We start from the raw sequence: 16528 nt of genomic DNA on the forward strand, positions 1-16528 counted from the left end.
AAAAGCATAATTATGAAATTTACATTTCACGAATCGCGAAACACATCACTATCTATCTTCCCGTCCACCAGGGTAACCACGCGATGTGCCCGGTCGATTACGCGCTGGTCGTGGGTAGAGAAGACAAAAGTCATCCTTTCCTCCCGGTTCAGGTCTGCCATCATGTCGAGCAGTTCGCCGCTGGACACCGAATCGAGGTTGGCGGTGGGTTCGTCAGCCAATACAAAATCGGGTTTGGAGGCAAGTGCGCGTGCTACGGCCACGCGCTGCTGCTGTCCCCCGCTGAGCTGGGAGGGACGCTTGTCGAACTTGTCCGCCAGTCCCACGGAACGCAACAGTGCAGCGGCGATTTCCCGGCACTCCCTGCCGGGACGACCCTGCATCTGCATGACGAAGGCCACGTTTTCAAGGGCGGTTAACACCGGTATGAGATTGTAGGCCTGGAACACGAAGCCGATGTGGTGCAGCCGGAAATCGATAAGTTTACGGTCCGACAGTGTGGCCAGGTTGGTTCCGCCCACCGAAACGCTGCCGGATGTGGGCGCGTCCAGCCCACCGATGATGTTCAGCAGGGTGGTCTTGCCCGATCCGGAGGGACCTACGATGGCGGTGAATTCCCCTTCCTCGATCTGCAAATCCACGCCGCGCAGCGCGTGCACTGGCACCTGGTCGGGGTTATAGACTTTGGTTAGGTCTCGAGTTTCAATGACTGCCATGGCGTCAGATTTTATGGATTGCTTCCACGGGATTCAGTTTCAGTGTTTTCCATGCGGGATATAGGGCCGAGAGGAAAGCCGCAGCGGCTACCAGCAGGGCGATGTTGAGATAATAGGCCGCGGTGAGTTCGGGATAAATGACCGTGCCCATACCGTAGGCGCTGAGTCCCTCCGCAAAGGGACCCAGGTCGATGCCCGTACGACCCAGCACACCCACCGTGATCCAACTCAGAAGCAGTCCCAGAGGCGTACCGGCCATGGTCAGGAAAAAGGTCTCGGCCAGTATCATACCAAACAGTCTCATACGGTTCATGCCCACAGCCATGAGCATGCCCAGCTCTTTGGTGCGCTCCAGGATGGCCATCAGCATGGTATTGACGATACTGAAGACCAGGGCAATGAGGATGATGATCATGATCACGTACAAGGAGATGTCCATGGAGCTGTAGACGTACTGCAGCTCAGGGGCGATCTGATCCCAGCTCCTTACCTCCAGGTCCGGCAGCCCGGCGGCTATTTCGCGCCTTAACTGCGGGGCCCGTCCAAAGTCGTCGATCATCAGGGTCATGCGGTGCACCAGGGTCGAATCACCGAGCAGGGGGTTCAGGTCCTCGCGAAGGACAAATACGTTCCCCTGGTCGTAGCGGTCGTAGGATGAGTCGAAGATGCCGTCCACACGGAATGCGCCCGCGGTGATATCACCGTTGGTGTCTTGGAAGCTGAGCACCAGGCGGGAGCCCGGTTCCAGACTGAGACGCTCGGCGAGAGCGCGACCAACAGCAACCGGGGTGCGCCGGCCTGGGTCGGGCATGGTCCCCTCCACCAGGTGCCCATGAACCGGGTGCAAGGTGTCCGCCTCGCCGCCCAGCCCGTGGATAGTCACCCCGTAGTTTCCACGGGCACTCTGGGCAAGACCGCTTGCAATGCTTTCCGCGCGCAGGGCCGCGACACCTGGCAGGTCGCGCAGGGAATCGGCCAGCGAGGCCGCTTCCGGTATGGCCATGGAGGGCTGCATGAGGTCGCCGAATTCGGGGTGGCGCACCTGCAGGTGTCCGATGCTCAGATTCAGCTGTTTCTGCAAGTAGCCCTGGGCCATGCCGTTGAAAAAGGCCGAGATAAAGACGCCTGCCCAGAGTCCGAGCACCACGGCGACGATCACCACCGCGCTGCGCGTGGGAGATCGCCAGATGTTTTTCCAGCCGAGGGTCAGGATTTTGGCGAACATGTTATGACCTCATAGATTCTACGGGTTCTTTCCGGGCAGCCCTCACCAGGGGAACCAGGCTGAAGAGCAAGGTGATTACAAAGACGGTGATGGCCTGGCTGGTGAATATGCCGGGATCCATGGAAAAAAATAGCACCGGGTCCATGGCATACTGTTGCATGGCCGATTCCATGGCGCCTTCCAGGTTGATGGGATTCAGGTTAAGGTACCAGATCACAGGCAGGCTCAGCAGGATACCGAAACCGGCGCCCATCAGGGCGATCATCAGCACCTCGATGGCCAGGATAAAGAAAAGGGTGCTGCGTGGAGTGCCCACCGAAAGCATCACGCCGAACTCGAAGCTGCGCTCGGCGATCATCATGAGTACCGTGCCCAGGATGCCGAACCCCACCACCATGTAGAGCACCCCCAGGATGATGATGCCGCTGCCGCGGTCGGCCTGTATGGCCTGCTGCAGTTCGGGCATCATTTCTTTCCAGCTCATCACTTCGTACTGGGAGGTATCCACCCGGCTTCGGAGCAGGGAGACCGTCTCCTCGAGGGTCCGGGGATCCTCCAGCATCAGGGCCGCGGCGGTCAGCCGGTCCGGGGCGGAAAACAGTTCCTGTGCGGTCTCCAGGGGGAGATAGACCAGGTTGTCGTTCAGCTCCGGATTGGCGTAGGAGACTACACCCCGTATGGGATAGAGCCCGGCCGCGGTCATGCCGCGCCAGCCCTGTCCCAGCAGCACCAGGCTGTCGCCCAGGACGGCGCCCAGCCGATCGTAGAGACCCTCGCCCAGGATGGCGCCATGTTTGGAGGGGGAATCAAAATAGCGGCCGGCCTGCAGGCTGGAAGGAGGGTCACTGAGGGCACGCTCGGCTGCGGGATCAATGCCCAGTACCATGGCGGGCCGGCTCTGGCGCCTGGCGGCGCTCAGGGCGTAGGACTCCAGCCTGGGGACTACAGAGATCACGCCCGGAGTTGAGGCCAGGGTGTGGTGCAGGGTGTCACTCATGGCCATGCTGTTCTCCAGGGTGGGCTCATCCCAGAAGCCGCGGGCGTGCACCTGGATGTGTCCGATATACTTGCCCACGGTGTTCTCGATCATATTGTCGTACTGTCCCTCTTGCGTAGAACGGGTCAGCACCGAGAGAAAAACAGCCACTACGATGGAGAGAGTGGTGATAACCGTACGGCGACGGTTTCGCCAGATGTTGCGCCAGGCCAATTTGAATGCCAGCATGCGACTACTCCACTCTTTTCATGTTTTGCGTACTGAAAAAGGACGCTTCGAGTCCCACGTCGAACGCCAGGCTGTGGTAGAGGAGTTCGGTGCGGTGGCCCGCCTCGTCGGCCGGAATCATGACCATGCGCGTGGGGATGGTGCGGCCATCCATGCTGGCGATATCCGAGCCTTCCATGGTTTTTACCAGCAGACCCTCCTCGTCGTAAAACTCCGTGCGCAGCTGCAGGTACTCTTGCTTGGAGATGTAACTCACCACGGTGCCCCAGACCACGGGGGCGTCGGGTTTGGGTGTCATCTCTATACGCCAGCATTCGCGGCCGCTCACGGTGCTGTCTCCGGCCAGGCTGTGCTCGTAATCGGATACGATGGAGGATTCGCGCACCAGGTCGTTGTTGGAAAAGTCAGAGCCCATCCACGACTGGCTCATCATGGAAGGCGGAAGCTTGACGGTGCGGTTGATGTCGGGCAGCCAGTGCCAGATCTCGTTGCCGCGTTTCAGGTAGGCTGTGCCGGCATCGCGGGCCGGGGCGGTGACCAGGATGAGGCTGAACTCGCTGCCCAGGCTCCAGCCCTTCAGGGAGAGCTCACGCTCCCAGGAGGGGCGCACGATGCGCATGGTGATCTCCGATCGTGAGCTCTCACCCCTCATTTTCTGGTCGGCCCGGCGTACGATCTCTGTGGCGTCGGGTGTCTGCTGTGCAAGGGCGGGCTGCCAGAGTGCAGCCAGCGCCAGGTAGCAGGCTAGCAGTATGCTAGGAAGTCGTGTGATCGGGTACATAGCGGCGGATTACTTTTTCTTTCATGGTTTCCAGGGGATACTCCTCGCCCATGGAGATGCAGCCCATGGCAAAGCCGTCCAGTTGGGCGCCCAGGAAGTACGCCTCGGTTTCGGCATCGTCATGGCCCAGCTCCTCGAGGAGTTCTTTCAGGATGGTCATCTGCTGCTTATTGTAGCGGTCGATGGCGGGTTTGAGGGTGCGCAGCGCCTCCGGCTGCAGGCTGAGACCGATCAGCAGGCGCATGGTTTCTGTCTCCTCCCGTATGAAACCGAATATCATCTCGATCATGTAGACAAAGCGGCCGGCAGGCGGGAGGTGATCCGGGAAATCCATGGCCTGGTCGCTCATGGCGGCCAGCTCCTCGAATATGCTCTCCAGGATGGCCTCCTTGCTGTCGAAGTAGTGATAGATGAGTCCCTTCGAGATGCCCGCCTCCTCAGCAATGGCGCTGACCGGGGTCTGGGTAAACCCCTGCCGGGCGAAGAGGGGAAAGGCCGCCTGGCGGATGCTGCTGCGGGTTTCCTCGCGAAGGACCTGGTTCTGTTCGGCGGTTCTCGGGCTCATGTCACTTGTTAACTGACCGTTCAGTCAACAATATGCAACACCCATTAGTAAATAGCAAGATGTATAGAAAAGTCGGTCCGGTGAGAGGTGTTAAACCATCTCCAGGAAATTCTGAAGCAACCGCCTTCCCGCGCTGCCCGATTTCTCCGGGTGGAACTGTACGCCCAGGTAGTTGTCGCGGCCGGCCGCTGCGGCAAAGGGAGTGATGTAGTCGCATTCGGCCAGCGTATGGTCGTTCAGCGGGGCATAGTAGGCGTGCACGTAGTAAAACCAGCTGCCGCCGTCCACGCCCCTCAGCAGGGGGTGGGAGTGGGATTCCGAGAAGGTGTTCCAGCCCATATGCGGTACCTTTTGCCGGTCGGAGCGAAAGCGCCTGAGGCGACCCGGGAGGATGCCCAGGCCCTTGCTGTCGCCCTCCTCTGAGGATTCATAGAGAAGCTGCATGCCCAGGCAGATGCCCAATACCGGCTTGTCGGTTTCCTTCAGCCAGAGGTCCAGGCCGCGGCTTTGCAGCGACTCCATGGCCGCTTTAGCGTGGCCCACACCGGGAAAGATCACGCCGTCCGCCGCCTCCAGCTCACCGGGGTCGGCCGTGATCAGGTGCTCCCTGCCCAGCCGCTCCAGGGCATTGGAAACCGAGGCGAGGTTGCCGGCGTCGTAGTTGATGATGGCGATCATAGCAGGTCCTTGGTACTGGGCAGGATGTTCAGGTTGCGCTCACTCCGGCTGACGGCCGCCCGGAGGCAGCGCGCGAAGGCCTTGAAGCAGGCCTCGATCTTGTGGTGGTCGTTTTCGCCCTCCACCTCCAGGTGCAAGGTGGCATTCAGGTGCATGGCCAGGGAGTGGAAAAAGTGCCGGGTCATCTCGGTGGGGAAGTCGCCCACCATCTCACGGCGGAAGCTGCCGCTGAATTCCAGCCAGGAGCGCCCGGAGAGATCCAGCGCGCAGGTGGCCCGGCTCTCGTCCATGGGCAGCACGAAGGCGTAGCGTTGCACGCCCGTCCTGTCGCCGAGGGCCAGGTCGATGGCTTCGCCCAGGGTAATGGCTACATCTTCGATGGTGTGGTGTCCGTCCACCTGCAGGTCGCCCTCACAGAAGAGCTGCAGGTCTATCAGCCCGTGCCGTGCGATCTGCTCGAGCATGTGGTCCAGGAAACCGAGTCCGGTGTCTATCTGCGCCCCGCCGCCGCCGTCCAGGTTCAGGCGCACCCGCACGCGGGTTTCCGAGGTTTGACGTTCATGCTCGGCCCGGCGTTCAGGAAAGAGGATGCCCTCGCAGAGGTCGGTCCACCCGCCGGCCTCCAGGGCCACGCCGTCGGTGCGCAGCAGCTGCAGCCGGTCGCCTTCTGGAGCCACACGCAGGCCGGCGCGGTCGGCGTCGTGGTCCGGGGCGATGCCCTCGTTTTCGAGGAGGGCGCGCTGCGGACCGCTCAGTTCTTCCGTCTCGAAGAGCAGGCGGTGTCCCGCCTGCTGCAGGCGCTTGAGGGCGTAGAGAGCGCCGCCCCGGAGCATCTCCTCGTCGGGGCCTTTCAGGGCTTCGGTGGTGATCTGGATGTTCATGGGGAGAGTTTCTTGAGGGCTTCGATAAGACGGTCGTTGTCGGCGGGACGTCCCACGGTGATGCGCAGGCACTCCTCGCAGAGGGGTTCGTCTCCGCGGTAGCGTACAATCACGCCTGCTTCGGCCAAATCCCGGTAGATGCGCCGGGCGTCGTCAACCCGCACCAGCAGGAAGTTGGCCTGGCTCTCAAACACGGTGCGCACCTGTTTCAGTTCCGAGAGCCGGCCGGCCAGTTTCCGGCGCTCCCCACGGATGGAGTCGGCGTTGGCGCGCACCGTATCCAGGTGGTCCAGGGCGTCGGCGGCGGCGGCCGCGGAGAGACTGCTCACGTTGTAGGGCGGCTTGACCTTCATCAGGTAGTCGATCAAGGGGCGGGTCCGAAAGCCATGCCCACGCGGGCACCGGCCAGGCCGAAGGATTTCGACAAGGTTTGCAGCACCACCAGGTTGGGATAATCGCGTACCCGGGGCGCCAGGCTGGGGGAGCTGCTGAAATCGATGTAGGCCTCGTCCACCACCACGATGCCAGGGAACCAGCCGAGGATCTCCTCCAGCCGGTCCGGTTGAACCAGGTTGCCAGTGGGGTTGTTGGGCGAACAGAGAAAGAGCAGGCGGGTTTCCGGTCGGCAGGCTTTGCGCAGGGCCTCCGGACGAGGTTGGAAATTTCGGTCGGTCACGGCCTCGTCCACCGCTGCATCGTGGATGCGCGCGCTCACCCGGTACATGCCGTAGGTGGGCGGGGCGATGAGGATGCGTCCCTTTCCAGGCTCGCAGAAGATGCGCAGCAGCAGGTCGATGGCCTCGTCGCTGCCTACCCCCAGGAAGACGTTATCCGCCTCTACCCCGCGCCAGTCGGCGATGCGGCGGCGCAGATACGGATGGCGCGGCGGGGGATAGCGGTGCAGGCCCGCCAGGGAGGGGGCCGGCGGCCCCCAGGCGTTTTCGTTGGCGTCTAGCAGCAGCCCCTCTCCGAAGTCGTCGCGTGCGCTGCGGTAGGGCTTCAGCTCCCGGATGTTGGGGCGGACCAGGGCGTCAAGGTCAAAGGCCTTGTTCATAGCGGCAGGTCATGATTTCATGTTTGGTTTATGGCGCGGTCAGTCTTCGTTACCGTGGCCGGATTCATCCCCGCGGGACTCCAGGCGGATGGTGACGGCGCGCCGGTGTCCCTCCAGTCCCTCGATCTGCGCAAGGCGCTCCACGGCGGGCGCCAGGTTGCGCAGCCCTTCACGGCTGAGGCTCTGCATGGTGATCTGTTTGAGAAAAGAGTCCACCGACACCCCGGAGTACATGCGCGCATAGCCATAGGTGGGCAGGGTGTGGTTGGTCCCGCTGGCGTAGTCGCCGGCGCTCTCGGGGGTCCATCTGCCGAGAAATACGGAACCGGCGTGCCGGATGCGGCCGGCCTGCTCCTCAGCATGCTTGCACTGGACCACCAAATGCTCCGGGGCGTAGCGGTTGGAGAAGTCGAAGGCCTCCTCCAGGCTCTCCGCCTCCACGCTGAAGCTGTGTTCCAGCGCCTGCCGTGCGATCTCCGCGCGCGGCAGGTCGGCCAGCTGCGCCTCCAGGGCGTCCAGGCAGGCCTGGCGGTCGAAACCGGGAAGGTAGACCAACACCACCTGGCTGTCGGGTCCATGTTCGGCCTGCGAAAGCAGGTCGGCTGCCACAAAGCGGGGATCGGCTCCCGCGTCGGCGATCACCAGCACTTCGGAGGGGCCGGCCGGCATGTCGATGGCCACCTGCGCACGGCTATTCTGCAGCAGCATCTTGGCGGCGGTCACGTACTGGTTGCCGGGCCCCAGGATCTTGTCCGCCTTGGGCAGGCCTTCCATGCCCCAGGCCATGGCGGCCACGGCCTGCGCGCCCCCGGCCAGCAGCAGGTGGGATGCGCCCACCTTGCGTGCGATATAGCGGATTTCGGGACCCACGCCGCCCTCTGCGTTGGGAGGGGTAGCTACGACGATGTTCCGGCAGCCAGCCAGCGCGGCGGGGATGCCCAGCATGAGCAGGGTGGAGGGGAGGATAGCGGTGCCCCCCGGCACGTAGAGGCCCACGGTGTCCAGGGGACGCGACACGCGCCGGCAGCGCACGCCGGGCATGGTTTCCACTTCGGTCTGGCGGGGGAGCTGGGCCTTGTGGAAGCGGTAGATGTTGCGAAAGGCCGTGTCAATGGCCTCCCGGGTCGGTTCCGGCAGCCCGGCTTCCGGTTCCTCGGCAGGATGCAGGATCAGCGGATCGGGATCGGTGCCGTCGAAGCGGCGGGTGTAGCGGCGCACGGCCTCCTCCCCCTCGCGCCTTACCTCTTCCAGGATGGGCCGGACCTGCTCGAAGATCTCCTCCAGCTCGAGCACGGGTCGGCGGCACAGCTCCTGCAGCTCCTCTTCGGTTCGTTCGCGGATGCGGTAGTCTTTCATGGGGGCCTCCTAGAGAATCATGCTTTCGATGGGCAGCATGACGATGCCGGTGGCCCCGGCCTCCTTCAGCCGCTCCATCACCTCCCAGAACCGCTCGATGGGAATGACGGTGTGGATGGCCACCATATTGTTATCGGCCAGGGGCATGACCGTAGGACTCTTCAGGGAGGGAATGATCTCGCGGATTTCCGCCACGGACTCCTGCGGCGCGTTCATCATGATGTAGCGGCTGCGACCGGCCTGCTGAAAGCCCTCGATGCGCTGCAGAAATTTTTCAATGAGTTTTTTCTTGCCCGGCGAGAGTTCCTTGTTGGTACGGATAAGCTGGGTCTCCGACTCGAAGACGGTTTCGATCTCGGCCAGGCCGTTGGCCTTGAGGGTGTTGCCGGTGGATACCAGGTCACAGATGGCGTCGGCGACCTTGAGCCGGGGAGCGATTTCCACTGCCCCCGATATGGTAACGATCCTGGCCTCCACGCCGCGCTCCTGCAGGAAACGGCGCGTCAGGTTGGGATAGCTGGTGGCGATGGTGCGTCCCTCGAAATCCTCAACGGTCTGAATTTCCCCGTTTTTACGGGCGGCCAGGGAGAGCCGGCAGACCCCGTAATCGAGTCCACGTATGACCGTCACGTCGACGCCGGTTTCAGCGGTGACGTTGGCGCCCACAAAGCCGAGGTCGCACACCCCGTCCTGGACGTATTCGGGGATGTCGTCGTCGCGGATGAGCAGCAGTTCCACGTCAAAGTTGCGGCAGGTGAGCATGAGGCTGCGCTTGTAGTTGTCGAAGCGAAGGCCGATGCCTTCCAGCAGGGCTATGGTTTTGTCGGTCAGCCGCCCGTCCTTTTGCAGGGCGATGCGGAGTGAGGTTTTGGAATTGGCAGAACGATTCATGGATATAGGTTGATACTGGGATTACAGGTAAAAAGAGTGGTGTTCGTACGTCCGGGGAGCGCGGCAGGAATTTACCGCAGATGGGTAAGCATAAGGTGACGGGCGTCACCGTGGTGTCGATGAAGATGGGGAATATGGAAGGTGCGTTGCTGCATCGGCACCCAATATAGCTATTTTAAGAGCAAGCTTCCAGAGCAGCTTCAGCCGGCTGTTGAAGACCCGGGCCTGTTCGGATCGGGACGCGCTGCGGGGGGCGTTCTCTCCGCCCAAAGAAGAAAGCCCCGACCCTATCACGGGTCGAGGCTTTTGGTAGGGATCTTCTGGGTATAGAAGATGTCAGGGTATGGTATCATGGAATCTGCTCATGCGTTCCTGTTATCTACTTCAACCGGCGTCCACCCCCGATGTTCCGCGCCAACATCCCCCCGGAGGGCCCCTGAGGACGCCAGGCGGGGTCTCCGGGCGCAAGACCCGTGCGCAGGCGGGCGTCCTGTGCGAATGGCGATTGAACAAGTGGACCTAAAGGTGTATTCTACATCCCCGAAACGGATCCGTAGAATGCACAGACCAATGAAAGCACACGAAGTATGATTACCACGGCCCAGTTTACCTACATTCCCCTCCGAGAGACCGAACCGAGGGAGAGCATCGATTACCTGCTGGAGCTGGTTGCCCAGCACGACGTGGACGTGGACGTGAACTACCTTTCCACCAGTGTACGCGGTGATACCGAAGTGGTTTTTGAACTCATCCGGGAGATCTACGACACCATGACCCTGGAGGGCCAGGACTTCCGCTTTCACGTCGAGCTGCTCAGTCCCGTCCCGCAGGAAGACCAGGCCTAGTTCCGGTGACGGCTTGCCTGCCGGTCCATTACCGTCAGGGGAGGGAGGCTTTTTCGAGTGCCGGCGGGTATGGAATGCCCTCCGTATTTTGTATCTTTAGCGTTCTTTTTGGCCCCAAACCCCGGCGTTGGAACGACGCACCTGCATGACCCAGATCCGCAACTTTTGCATTATCGCGCACATCGATCACGGCAAGTCCACCCTTGCCGACCGGCTGCTTGAACGTACCGGTGCCATCACCGAAAGGGAGATGCAGGAGCAGATTCTGGACGACATGGACCTGGAGCGCGAACGGGGCATTACCATCAAGAGCCACGCCATCAAGATGGACTACAAGCGTCCGTCGGGCGAGAACGTCATTTTCAACCTCATCGACACCCCGGGCCACGTGGACTTCTCCTATGAGGTCTCCCGTGCGCTAAAGGCCTGCGAGGGCGCCCTTCTGGTGGTGGATGCCGGCCAGGGCGTGGAGGCGCAGACCATCTCCACCCTCTACCAGGCCATCGACCAGGACCTGGAGATCGTGCCGGTACTCAACAAGATCGATCTTCCGGGCGCCGACGTCGAGGGTGTGGGGCAGCAGATCGTCGACCTGATCGGCTGCGACCACGAGGATATCCTGAAGGTGTCCGGCAAGACGGGAGAGGGGGTGGACGCGTTGCTGGAAGCCATTGTAGAACGCATCCCCTCACCGGGACGCGAAGCCGGCAAGCCGCTGCGGGCGCTGATCTTCGATTCCGTCTTCAATACCTACCGCGGCTCCATCGTCTATGTGCGTGTCATGGAGGGCACCCTCAACCAGGGCGACGGCATACGCTTCATGGCTACCCATAAGGAGTACGATGCCGAGGAGATCGGCTACCTGAAACTCAAGAAGGAGAAGACCAACTCCCTGCAGGCAGGGGAGGTGGGCTACGTCATCGGCAGTGTGAAGTCCCTGGACGATGCCCGCGTGGGCGACACCGTCACCACCACTGCCAACCCGGCCTCCGAGGCCATACCGGGATACCAGGAGCCCAAACCCATGGTCTTCAGCGGCATCTATCCCACGCAGTCTGACGATTTCGAAGACTTGCGCTCGGCCCTGGAAAAGCTGCAGCTCAACGACGCCTCCCTTACCTACCAGCCAGAAACCTCCCAGGCGCTTGGTTTTGGCTTCCGTGCCGGCTTCCTGGGTCTGCTGCACATGGAGATCGTGCAGGAGCGCCTGGACCGCGAATTCGACATCGACATCATCACCACCGTGCCCAACGTGGAGTACGAGGTGCACTACCGCGACCATGGGGAGATGGCCACGAAGGTAGTTGACAATCCCAGCACCATGCCCAATCCCGGCATGGTGGAGGATGTCTACGAGCCCTTTATCAAGGCCACCATCCTGACGCCCTCTGACTATATCGGTCCCGTGATGAAGCTCTGCGAGGAGCGGCGCGGGGTTTATGTGAACCAGCTCCACATGCAGGGTCAACGCGTGGAAATTACCTACGAACTTCCGTTGGCGGAGGTGGTATTCGACTTTTACGATCGCCTCAAGAGCGGAACGCGGGGTTATGCCTCCCTCGACTACGAATTTCTTGAATACCGAAAAGGGAACCTCGTTCGTTTGGATATCTTGCTGAACGGCGATCCCGTGGACGCCCTCTCCAGCATCACGCACCGCGACAGTGCCTACGAGCTGGGACGGAAGCTGACCAAAAAGCTCAAGGAGCTTATTCCGCAGCAGCAGTACGAGGTGGCGGTGCAGGCGGCCATCGGCTCCAACGTCATCGCCCGGGAGACCATCCGTGCCATGCGCAAGGATGTGACGGCCAAGTGCTACGGCGGGGATGTCAGCCGCAAGCGCAAGCTGCTTGAGAAACAGAAGGAGGGTAAGAAACGCATGAAGCAGGTGGGGACCATTGAGGTGCCCCAGGAAGCGTTCCTGGCCGTGCTTTCGATGGACGATGACTGACAAAAAATTTACGGTTTTCCGCATTTATTGGTACCATAAGCCAAATTCCTGAAATACGAACCATGCTGAACCTACGCCGCATACTGTGCATTCTGGTCTTGCTGCTGGTCGTTGCCGGCAGCCAGCAGGCCCTGGCGCAGTTCGAAGCTCCCGAATTCCAGAAAATCGAGACCGTAGATGCAGAGGAGTTCGACCGCCGTTTTGCCGACATAAGCTGGACGGGACAGGGGATGTACCAGCAGACCGAAATTGACGGAATGCCCACCGCCGAGCTCCGCGCGCGCCTCCAGGCGCGTTTCGGGGAGCCCACTTTTACCATCGGTGATCTTATCGACAAGCCCAATTTCCGCCTGGGCATGGCCGTGCAGTTCGAGTACCGTTTTGTTATCAACAACTCCATCCCTCTGATCATACTGGATGTGTTCGGTCCGTTCGGCCGGGGACTTTCCTATACGGCGGCCAGCCGCTATATCGACATGATGCCGCAAATCAAACGCACCCTGTCGCAGATGCTCCTTGAGGTGGATACGCCCGGCAACTACACCGACTACTACTACTCGGCCGACCAGGGCCAGTGGTTCGAGGTGCAGTTCCGGGACGGGGAGGCGACCACCCGCGAAATTGACGCGCCCGAAGGCATGAATGTCAACGGCTGAGGAGGCTGCGGTCCGGTTGAGCCGGTACCGCCCAACGACTAACTGGAACAATAAAAAGACGCATTTTGGCAGACGAGCAATCCGCCGGGGACCGCAAGGCCCGAGGCAATACCAGTAAAAAGGAACAGTCGGACAAGGCGAAAAGCTGGTTTCGCGAGTGGGTGGACGCCTTTCTTTTCGCGGCCATCGCGGCCATCATTATCCGCACCTTCTTTTTCGAGGCCTACCGCATTCCCACTCCCTCCATGGAGGAAACCCTGCTGACGGGCGACTTCCTGGTGGTTTCCAAGATCAGCTATGGGGCTCGTACCCCCATGGTGGTAGGCATCCCCTTCACCAATGTCTACCTGCCCGGCGTGATGCTGCCTTGGACCCGCCTGCCCGGGCTAACGGAGATCCAGCGCAACGACATCGTGGTCTTTAACTATCCCATCGACCTGGCGCCCATCGCGGCCAAGACCAACTACATCAAGCGGGCGGTGGGCATGCCCCGCGATACGCTTTCCATTGACGACAACGAGCTGTTTGTGAACGGCGCATCCGCCGAAGACTACCCGGGTGTGCAGAAGATGCGCCTGGTGGAAGTGCGCGAGGGCGTACGGCTGAGTCCTGCCCGCGTGCAGGCCACCGGTGCCTCCCTGGCCGGGATGGCCGGTCCCAACACCTACCGGCTCAACGCCAACGATCAGGCGGCTGAGGAGATCGCGCAGTGGGAGGATGTGACCCAGGTGCGGCACTGGCTGCTGCCAGATTCCCTGGACGAGTACCGCCAGCGTCCCTTCAGCTTTTCCAGCGGCTTCCTGAATCACCACCACATGCCGACCGTTGTGGTGCCCTTTGAGGGGCAGCAGATCACCCTTACGCCCGGTAACTACCACATCTACGAGAACATCCTGACCCGCTACGAGGGGAATAACGTGACCCGCGAGGGCGATAGCTTCGTTATTAACGGGGAACGCACCAACACCTACACCATCGGCCAGGACTACTATTTCATGATGGGCGACAACCGTGATGACAGCGAAGACAGCCGCTTCTGGGGATTCGTGCCGCGCGACCACGTGGTGGGCAAAGCGGGCATGATTTACTTCTCCTGGGACGCCGAACGATGGATGCCGCGCTTCAACCGCCTGATGAACATGGTCCACCGCTAGCGGCCTGAAGCGGTCGGCCGCGCGCCTTCAGTTTTTGCGGATGCTCTTACCCTTCGTCTTTCCTTCCTGGATGGCCAGCTGTCCGCAGCCCGCATCGATGTCGTCCCCCCGGCTGCGCCGCACCGTTGCGGTGACGTCGTGTTTTACCAGTTCCTGCATGAAGGCGTCGAGGCGTTCCTCCCTTGCCCGTTTAAGGGCTACGCCCGCCACCTTGTTGTACATGATGATATTCACCTTGCTGGGAATCCAGCGGACGATCTGCGCCAGCTCGCGGGCGTCTTCCGGGCTGTCGTTGAACTCGTCGAAGAGCAGGTATTCGTAGGTGATGGGCCGGTGCAGCATGGCGTAGTAGTGCTCCAGGGACTCACGGAGCTGACCCAGGTCCATCGACTGGTTGATGGGCATGATCTCATTGCGTTTCTCGTCGTTGGCCGCATGCAGGGAGATTGCCAGGTTGAAGGGCTGACGCTCGTCGGCTAGCTTTTTGATCTGCTTTGGCAGGCCCACGGTGGAGACCGTAATGCGTTTGGGCGAGAGCTCCAGGCCGTGATCGGAGGTGATGATGGAGGCCGATTGCGTAACGGCGCGGTAATTGTGCAGGGGCTCGCCCATGCCCATGTAGACGATATTGGTGATTTTCTTGTCGTATTTGTCCAGGCACCAGTCGTTGATGTACTGCACCTGGTCGACGATCTCCCCGTGGGAAAGGCTGCGGTAGAGTCCCATCTTGCCGGTGGCGCAAAAGGAGCAGCCGAATACGCATCCCACCTGTGAGGAGACGCAGACGGTCAGCCGGTTGGGCGCCCCGTCGGGGTAGAAGTCCGGGATCATGACCGCCTCCACCTTGTGGTCCTCCCCGTCGTCGAGCCGGAACATGAACTTTACGGTGCCGTCGGCCGACTCGCGGCGGTCCACCTCTTCGATGCGGCGCAGTTCAGCCTCTTCGGATAGGCGAACACGCAGTTCCTTGGAGAGATTGGTCATCTCATCGAAGGAACCGGCGCCCTTCTCATAGAGCCAGCGGAAGATCTGTGCCGAGCGGTAGGACTGCAGGTCCAATCCGGCGCAGAACTCCTCGAGCTCTTCGGGGGAAAGGGATTTGATGTCAACTTTTCTCGGGGTGCCGGTCGCTGCGTCTGCCATAACAGTCAAGATACAAAATAGCCTGCGGAAGGTATAGGCCGGAGGGGGAGGGCGGATCCTGCGAAGGGCCACTTCGCAGGCAATCTGTTTACTCCCCGGCGTCTGGGTGGTAGGCGCGGGCGGCGGCCAGCAGGACGTCTGAATCGATACGGTTCCGGTAGTCGGGATGCACGTACTGGAAGGTGACGGTCCCGTCAGGGTTGACCAGGAATACCGCGGGCACCGGAAGCTGGTGATGGTCATAACCGGAGCGTTCTTCCAGATCCATGCCGTTTTCCCTGTAGCGCTGAACCGTTTCCAGATCCACCCGGAAGGCCAGTCCGAAATCACGGGCAGTCTGCATGGAGGCGTCCGATAGCAGGGTGTACTCCGGCGCACGGTCCAGCCTGAGCTCCTGCAGCATCTCCGGGCGGTCAGCGCTGATGGCTAGAATCTGGTATCCTATGTCCGTCAGCTGCGACTCGATGCGCTGCAGTTCGGCCAGGTGGCGGTTGCAGTAGGGACACCATCCCCCGCGGTAAAAGATCAGCACCGTCGGGGCCTGGCTGATCAGTCCGCGCAGCGCGACGCTGTCGCCCTCCACCGTCTGCAGGGTGGATGCGGGAATGGCGGTGCCCGTCAGCAGGGGTTTCACCTCTGAGGCCTCCGTGGGGACGTCGCGGTCCGCATCGCCGGAGCCGCCGCTTTGACAGGCGGCCAGGAAGGCGGCCAGTGCCAGGAGGGTGAGTGCGGTGCGAAGCACCGGTGCTCGGGGTATCATGCGTTGAGCGTGGTTTCGAGTTTGACGGTGACCCCGGTAAGGGCGCGGGAAACGGGACAGTTTTTGCTGGCGCCTTCCGCAATCTCCCGAAAGGTGTTCTCGTCGATGTCCGGCACCTGCGCGTCCACTTTCAGTAGTATGGTGGAGATGGAAGGGCCGTCGCCGGAAAGGTCGAGGGTGACGTCGGCGACGGTGTGCACCGATTCGGGCTGGTGACCCGCCTGCGCGAGCTCGTTGGAGAGGGCCATGGAGAAACACCCGGCGTGCGCCGCGCCGATGAGCTCCTCGGGATTGGTTCCGTCGCCCTCCTCGAAACGGGAGGCGAAGGAGTAGGCTCCCTCATAGGCGCCGCTCCCAAAAGTCATGGTTCCTTTTCCACTTTTCAGATCGCCGTTCCAGGTTGCTTGGGCGGTGCGTTTTGGCATGATGGGTATCTCGTTTTTGGTTGGAATTGGACGTGACGGAGAAAGGGATAACACAGGACAGCCAACGGGCATTCCCCTTGCAGATACGCCCAAAAAACCCAGATGCAATTATTTGTAAATACCGGCAAGCGGCAGGAATGGAGGTCCGGCTGCACCCGTTACATCATCTGTCCGATCGGCAACTCTGGGACGCGCATGGCAGCCAGCTGCGGCATAAACTTC

The 16528-nt window shown here is 61.3% G+C and carries 16 protein-coding genes and 1 pseudogene; 4 read left to right on the forward strand and 13 right to left on the reverse strand.

Annotated features, from left to right (window positions below; genetic code table 11):
- Positions 1 to 26: 26 nt before the first annotated feature.
- The 10 genes and pseudogenes from U5K31_00860 to hisG all read right to left on the reverse strand — a co-directional run bounded on the left by U5K31_00860 (position 27) and on the right by hisG (position 9372).
- Entirely contained in the window at positions 27 to 716 is a 690-nt protein-coding gene (locus U5K31_00860; protein MDZ7771290.1) for an ABC transporter ATP-binding protein, read from the reverse strand.
- A 4-nt stretch (positions 717 to 720) separates the two neighbouring features.
- Complete coding sequence (locus U5K31_00865; protein MDZ7771291.1) at positions 721 to 1941, reverse strand: FtsX-like permease family protein; 1221 nt, start codon at positions 1939 to 1941, stop codon at positions 721 to 723.
- Position 1942: 1 nt separating this feature from the next.
- Positions 1943 to 3166 carry an FtsX-like permease family protein gene (locus tag U5K31_00870; GenBank protein ID MDZ7771292.1) on the reverse strand — a complete coding sequence of 408 codons (1224 nt, stop codon included), beginning with the start codon at positions 3164 to 3166 and terminating at the stop codon, positions 1943 to 1945.
- A 4-nt stretch (positions 3167 to 3170) separates the two neighbouring features.
- The gene (locus tag U5K31_00875) at positions 3171 to 3947 is read right to left on the reverse strand and encodes an outer membrane lipoprotein-sorting protein (protein ID MDZ7771293.1); all 777 of its coding nucleotides are present in this window, start codon (positions 3945 to 3947) and stop codon (positions 3171 to 3173) included.
- On the reverse strand, positions 3922 to 4512 hold the full coding sequence (locus U5K31_00880) for a TetR/AcrR family transcriptional regulator (protein MDZ7771294.1): 591 nt from the start codon (positions 4510 to 4512) through the stop codon (positions 3922 to 3924). Before U5K31_00880 ends, U5K31_00875 begins: the two co-directional genes overlap by 26 nt.
- 90 nt (positions 4513 to 4602) lie before the next feature.
- On the reverse strand, positions 4603 to 5190 hold the full coding sequence (hisH, locus tag U5K31_00885) for an imidazole glycerol phosphate synthase subunit HisH (protein ID MDZ7771295.1): 588 nt from the start codon (positions 5188 to 5190) through the stop codon (positions 4603 to 4605).
- Positions 5187 to 6071, reverse strand: coding sequence for an imidazoleglycerol-phosphate dehydratase HisB (gene hisB, locus U5K31_00890; GenBank protein ID MDZ7771296.1), 885 nt, complete (start codon positions 6069 to 6071; stop codon positions 5187 to 5189). The genes hisH and hisB overlap by 4 nt, the downstream gene beginning before the upstream one ends.
- Positions 6068 to 7125: pseudogene (gene hisC / locus U5K31_00895) on the reverse strand (histidinol-phosphate transaminase). Before hisC ends, hisB begins: the two are co-directional and overlap by 4 nt.
- Positions 7126 to 7164: 39 nt before the next feature.
- Entirely contained in the window at positions 7165 to 8481 is a 1317-nt protein-coding gene (gene hisD, locus U5K31_00900) for a histidinol dehydrogenase (GenBank protein ID MDZ7771297.1), read from the reverse strand.
- A gap of 9 nt (positions 8482 to 8490) precedes the next feature.
- A complete protein-coding gene (hisG, locus tag U5K31_00905) occupies positions 8491 to 9372 on the reverse strand; it encodes an ATP phosphoribosyltransferase (GenBank protein ID MDZ7771298.1) in 882 nt (293 codons plus the stop codon).
- Between the two features lie 587 nt (positions 9373 to 9959).
- Here hisG and U5K31_00910 point away from each other — a divergent pair.
- The 4 genes from U5K31_00910 (at position 9960) to lepB (ending at position 13978) form a co-directional block, all read left to right on the forward strand.
- Positions 9960 to 10217 carry a YkoF family thiamine/hydroxymethylpyrimidine-binding protein gene (locus U5K31_00910; GenBank protein ID MDZ7771299.1) on the forward strand — a complete coding sequence of 86 codons (258 nt, stop codon included), beginning with the start codon at positions 9960 to 9962 and terminating at the stop codon, positions 10215 to 10217.
- 127 nt (positions 10218 to 10344) lie between these two features.
- Entirely contained in the window at positions 10345 to 12168 is a 1824-nt protein-coding gene (gene lepA, locus U5K31_00915) for a translation elongation factor 4 (protein ID MDZ7771300.1), read from the forward strand.
- A gap of 62 nt (positions 12169 to 12230) precedes the next feature.
- Positions 12231 to 12824 (forward strand): hypothetical protein, encoded by a 594-nt coding sequence (locus U5K31_00920; protein MDZ7771301.1) that lies wholly within the window; start codon positions 12231 to 12233, stop codon positions 12822 to 12824.
- A gap of 65 nt (positions 12825 to 12889) precedes the next feature.
- A complete protein-coding gene (lepB, locus tag U5K31_00925; protein ID MDZ7771302.1) occupies positions 12890 to 13978 on the forward strand; it encodes a signal peptidase I in 1089 nt (362 codons plus the stop codon).
- A gap of 27 nt (positions 13979 to 14005) precedes the next feature.
- Here lepB and rlmN read toward each other — a convergent pair whose 3' ends face one another.
- The 3 genes from rlmN to U5K31_00940 all read right to left on the reverse strand — a co-directional run bounded on the left by rlmN (position 14006) and on the right by U5K31_00940 (position 16306).
- A complete protein-coding gene (gene rlmN / locus U5K31_00930) occupies positions 14006 to 15121 on the reverse strand; it encodes a 23S rRNA (adenine(2503)-C(2))-methyltransferase RlmN (GenBank protein ID MDZ7771303.1) in 1116 nt (371 codons plus the stop codon).
- Between the two features lie 88 nt (positions 15122 to 15209).
- A complete protein-coding gene (locus U5K31_00935) occupies positions 15210 to 15881 on the reverse strand; it encodes a peroxiredoxin-like family protein (protein ID MDZ7771304.1) in 672 nt (223 codons plus the stop codon).
- The gene (locus U5K31_00940) at positions 15878 to 16306 is read right to left on the reverse strand and encodes an OsmC family protein (GenBank protein ID MDZ7771305.1); all 429 of its coding nucleotides are present in this window, start codon (positions 16304 to 16306) and stop codon (positions 15878 to 15880) included. Before U5K31_00940 ends, U5K31_00935 begins: the two co-directional genes overlap by 4 nt.
- Positions 16307 to 16528 lie beyond the last annotated feature (222 nt).

This window comes from Balneolaceae bacterium (genome assembly GCA_034521445.1).
In the GTDB taxonomy this organism is placed as follows: Bacteria; Bacteroidota; Rhodothermia; order Balneolales; family Balneolaceae; genus JAXHMM01.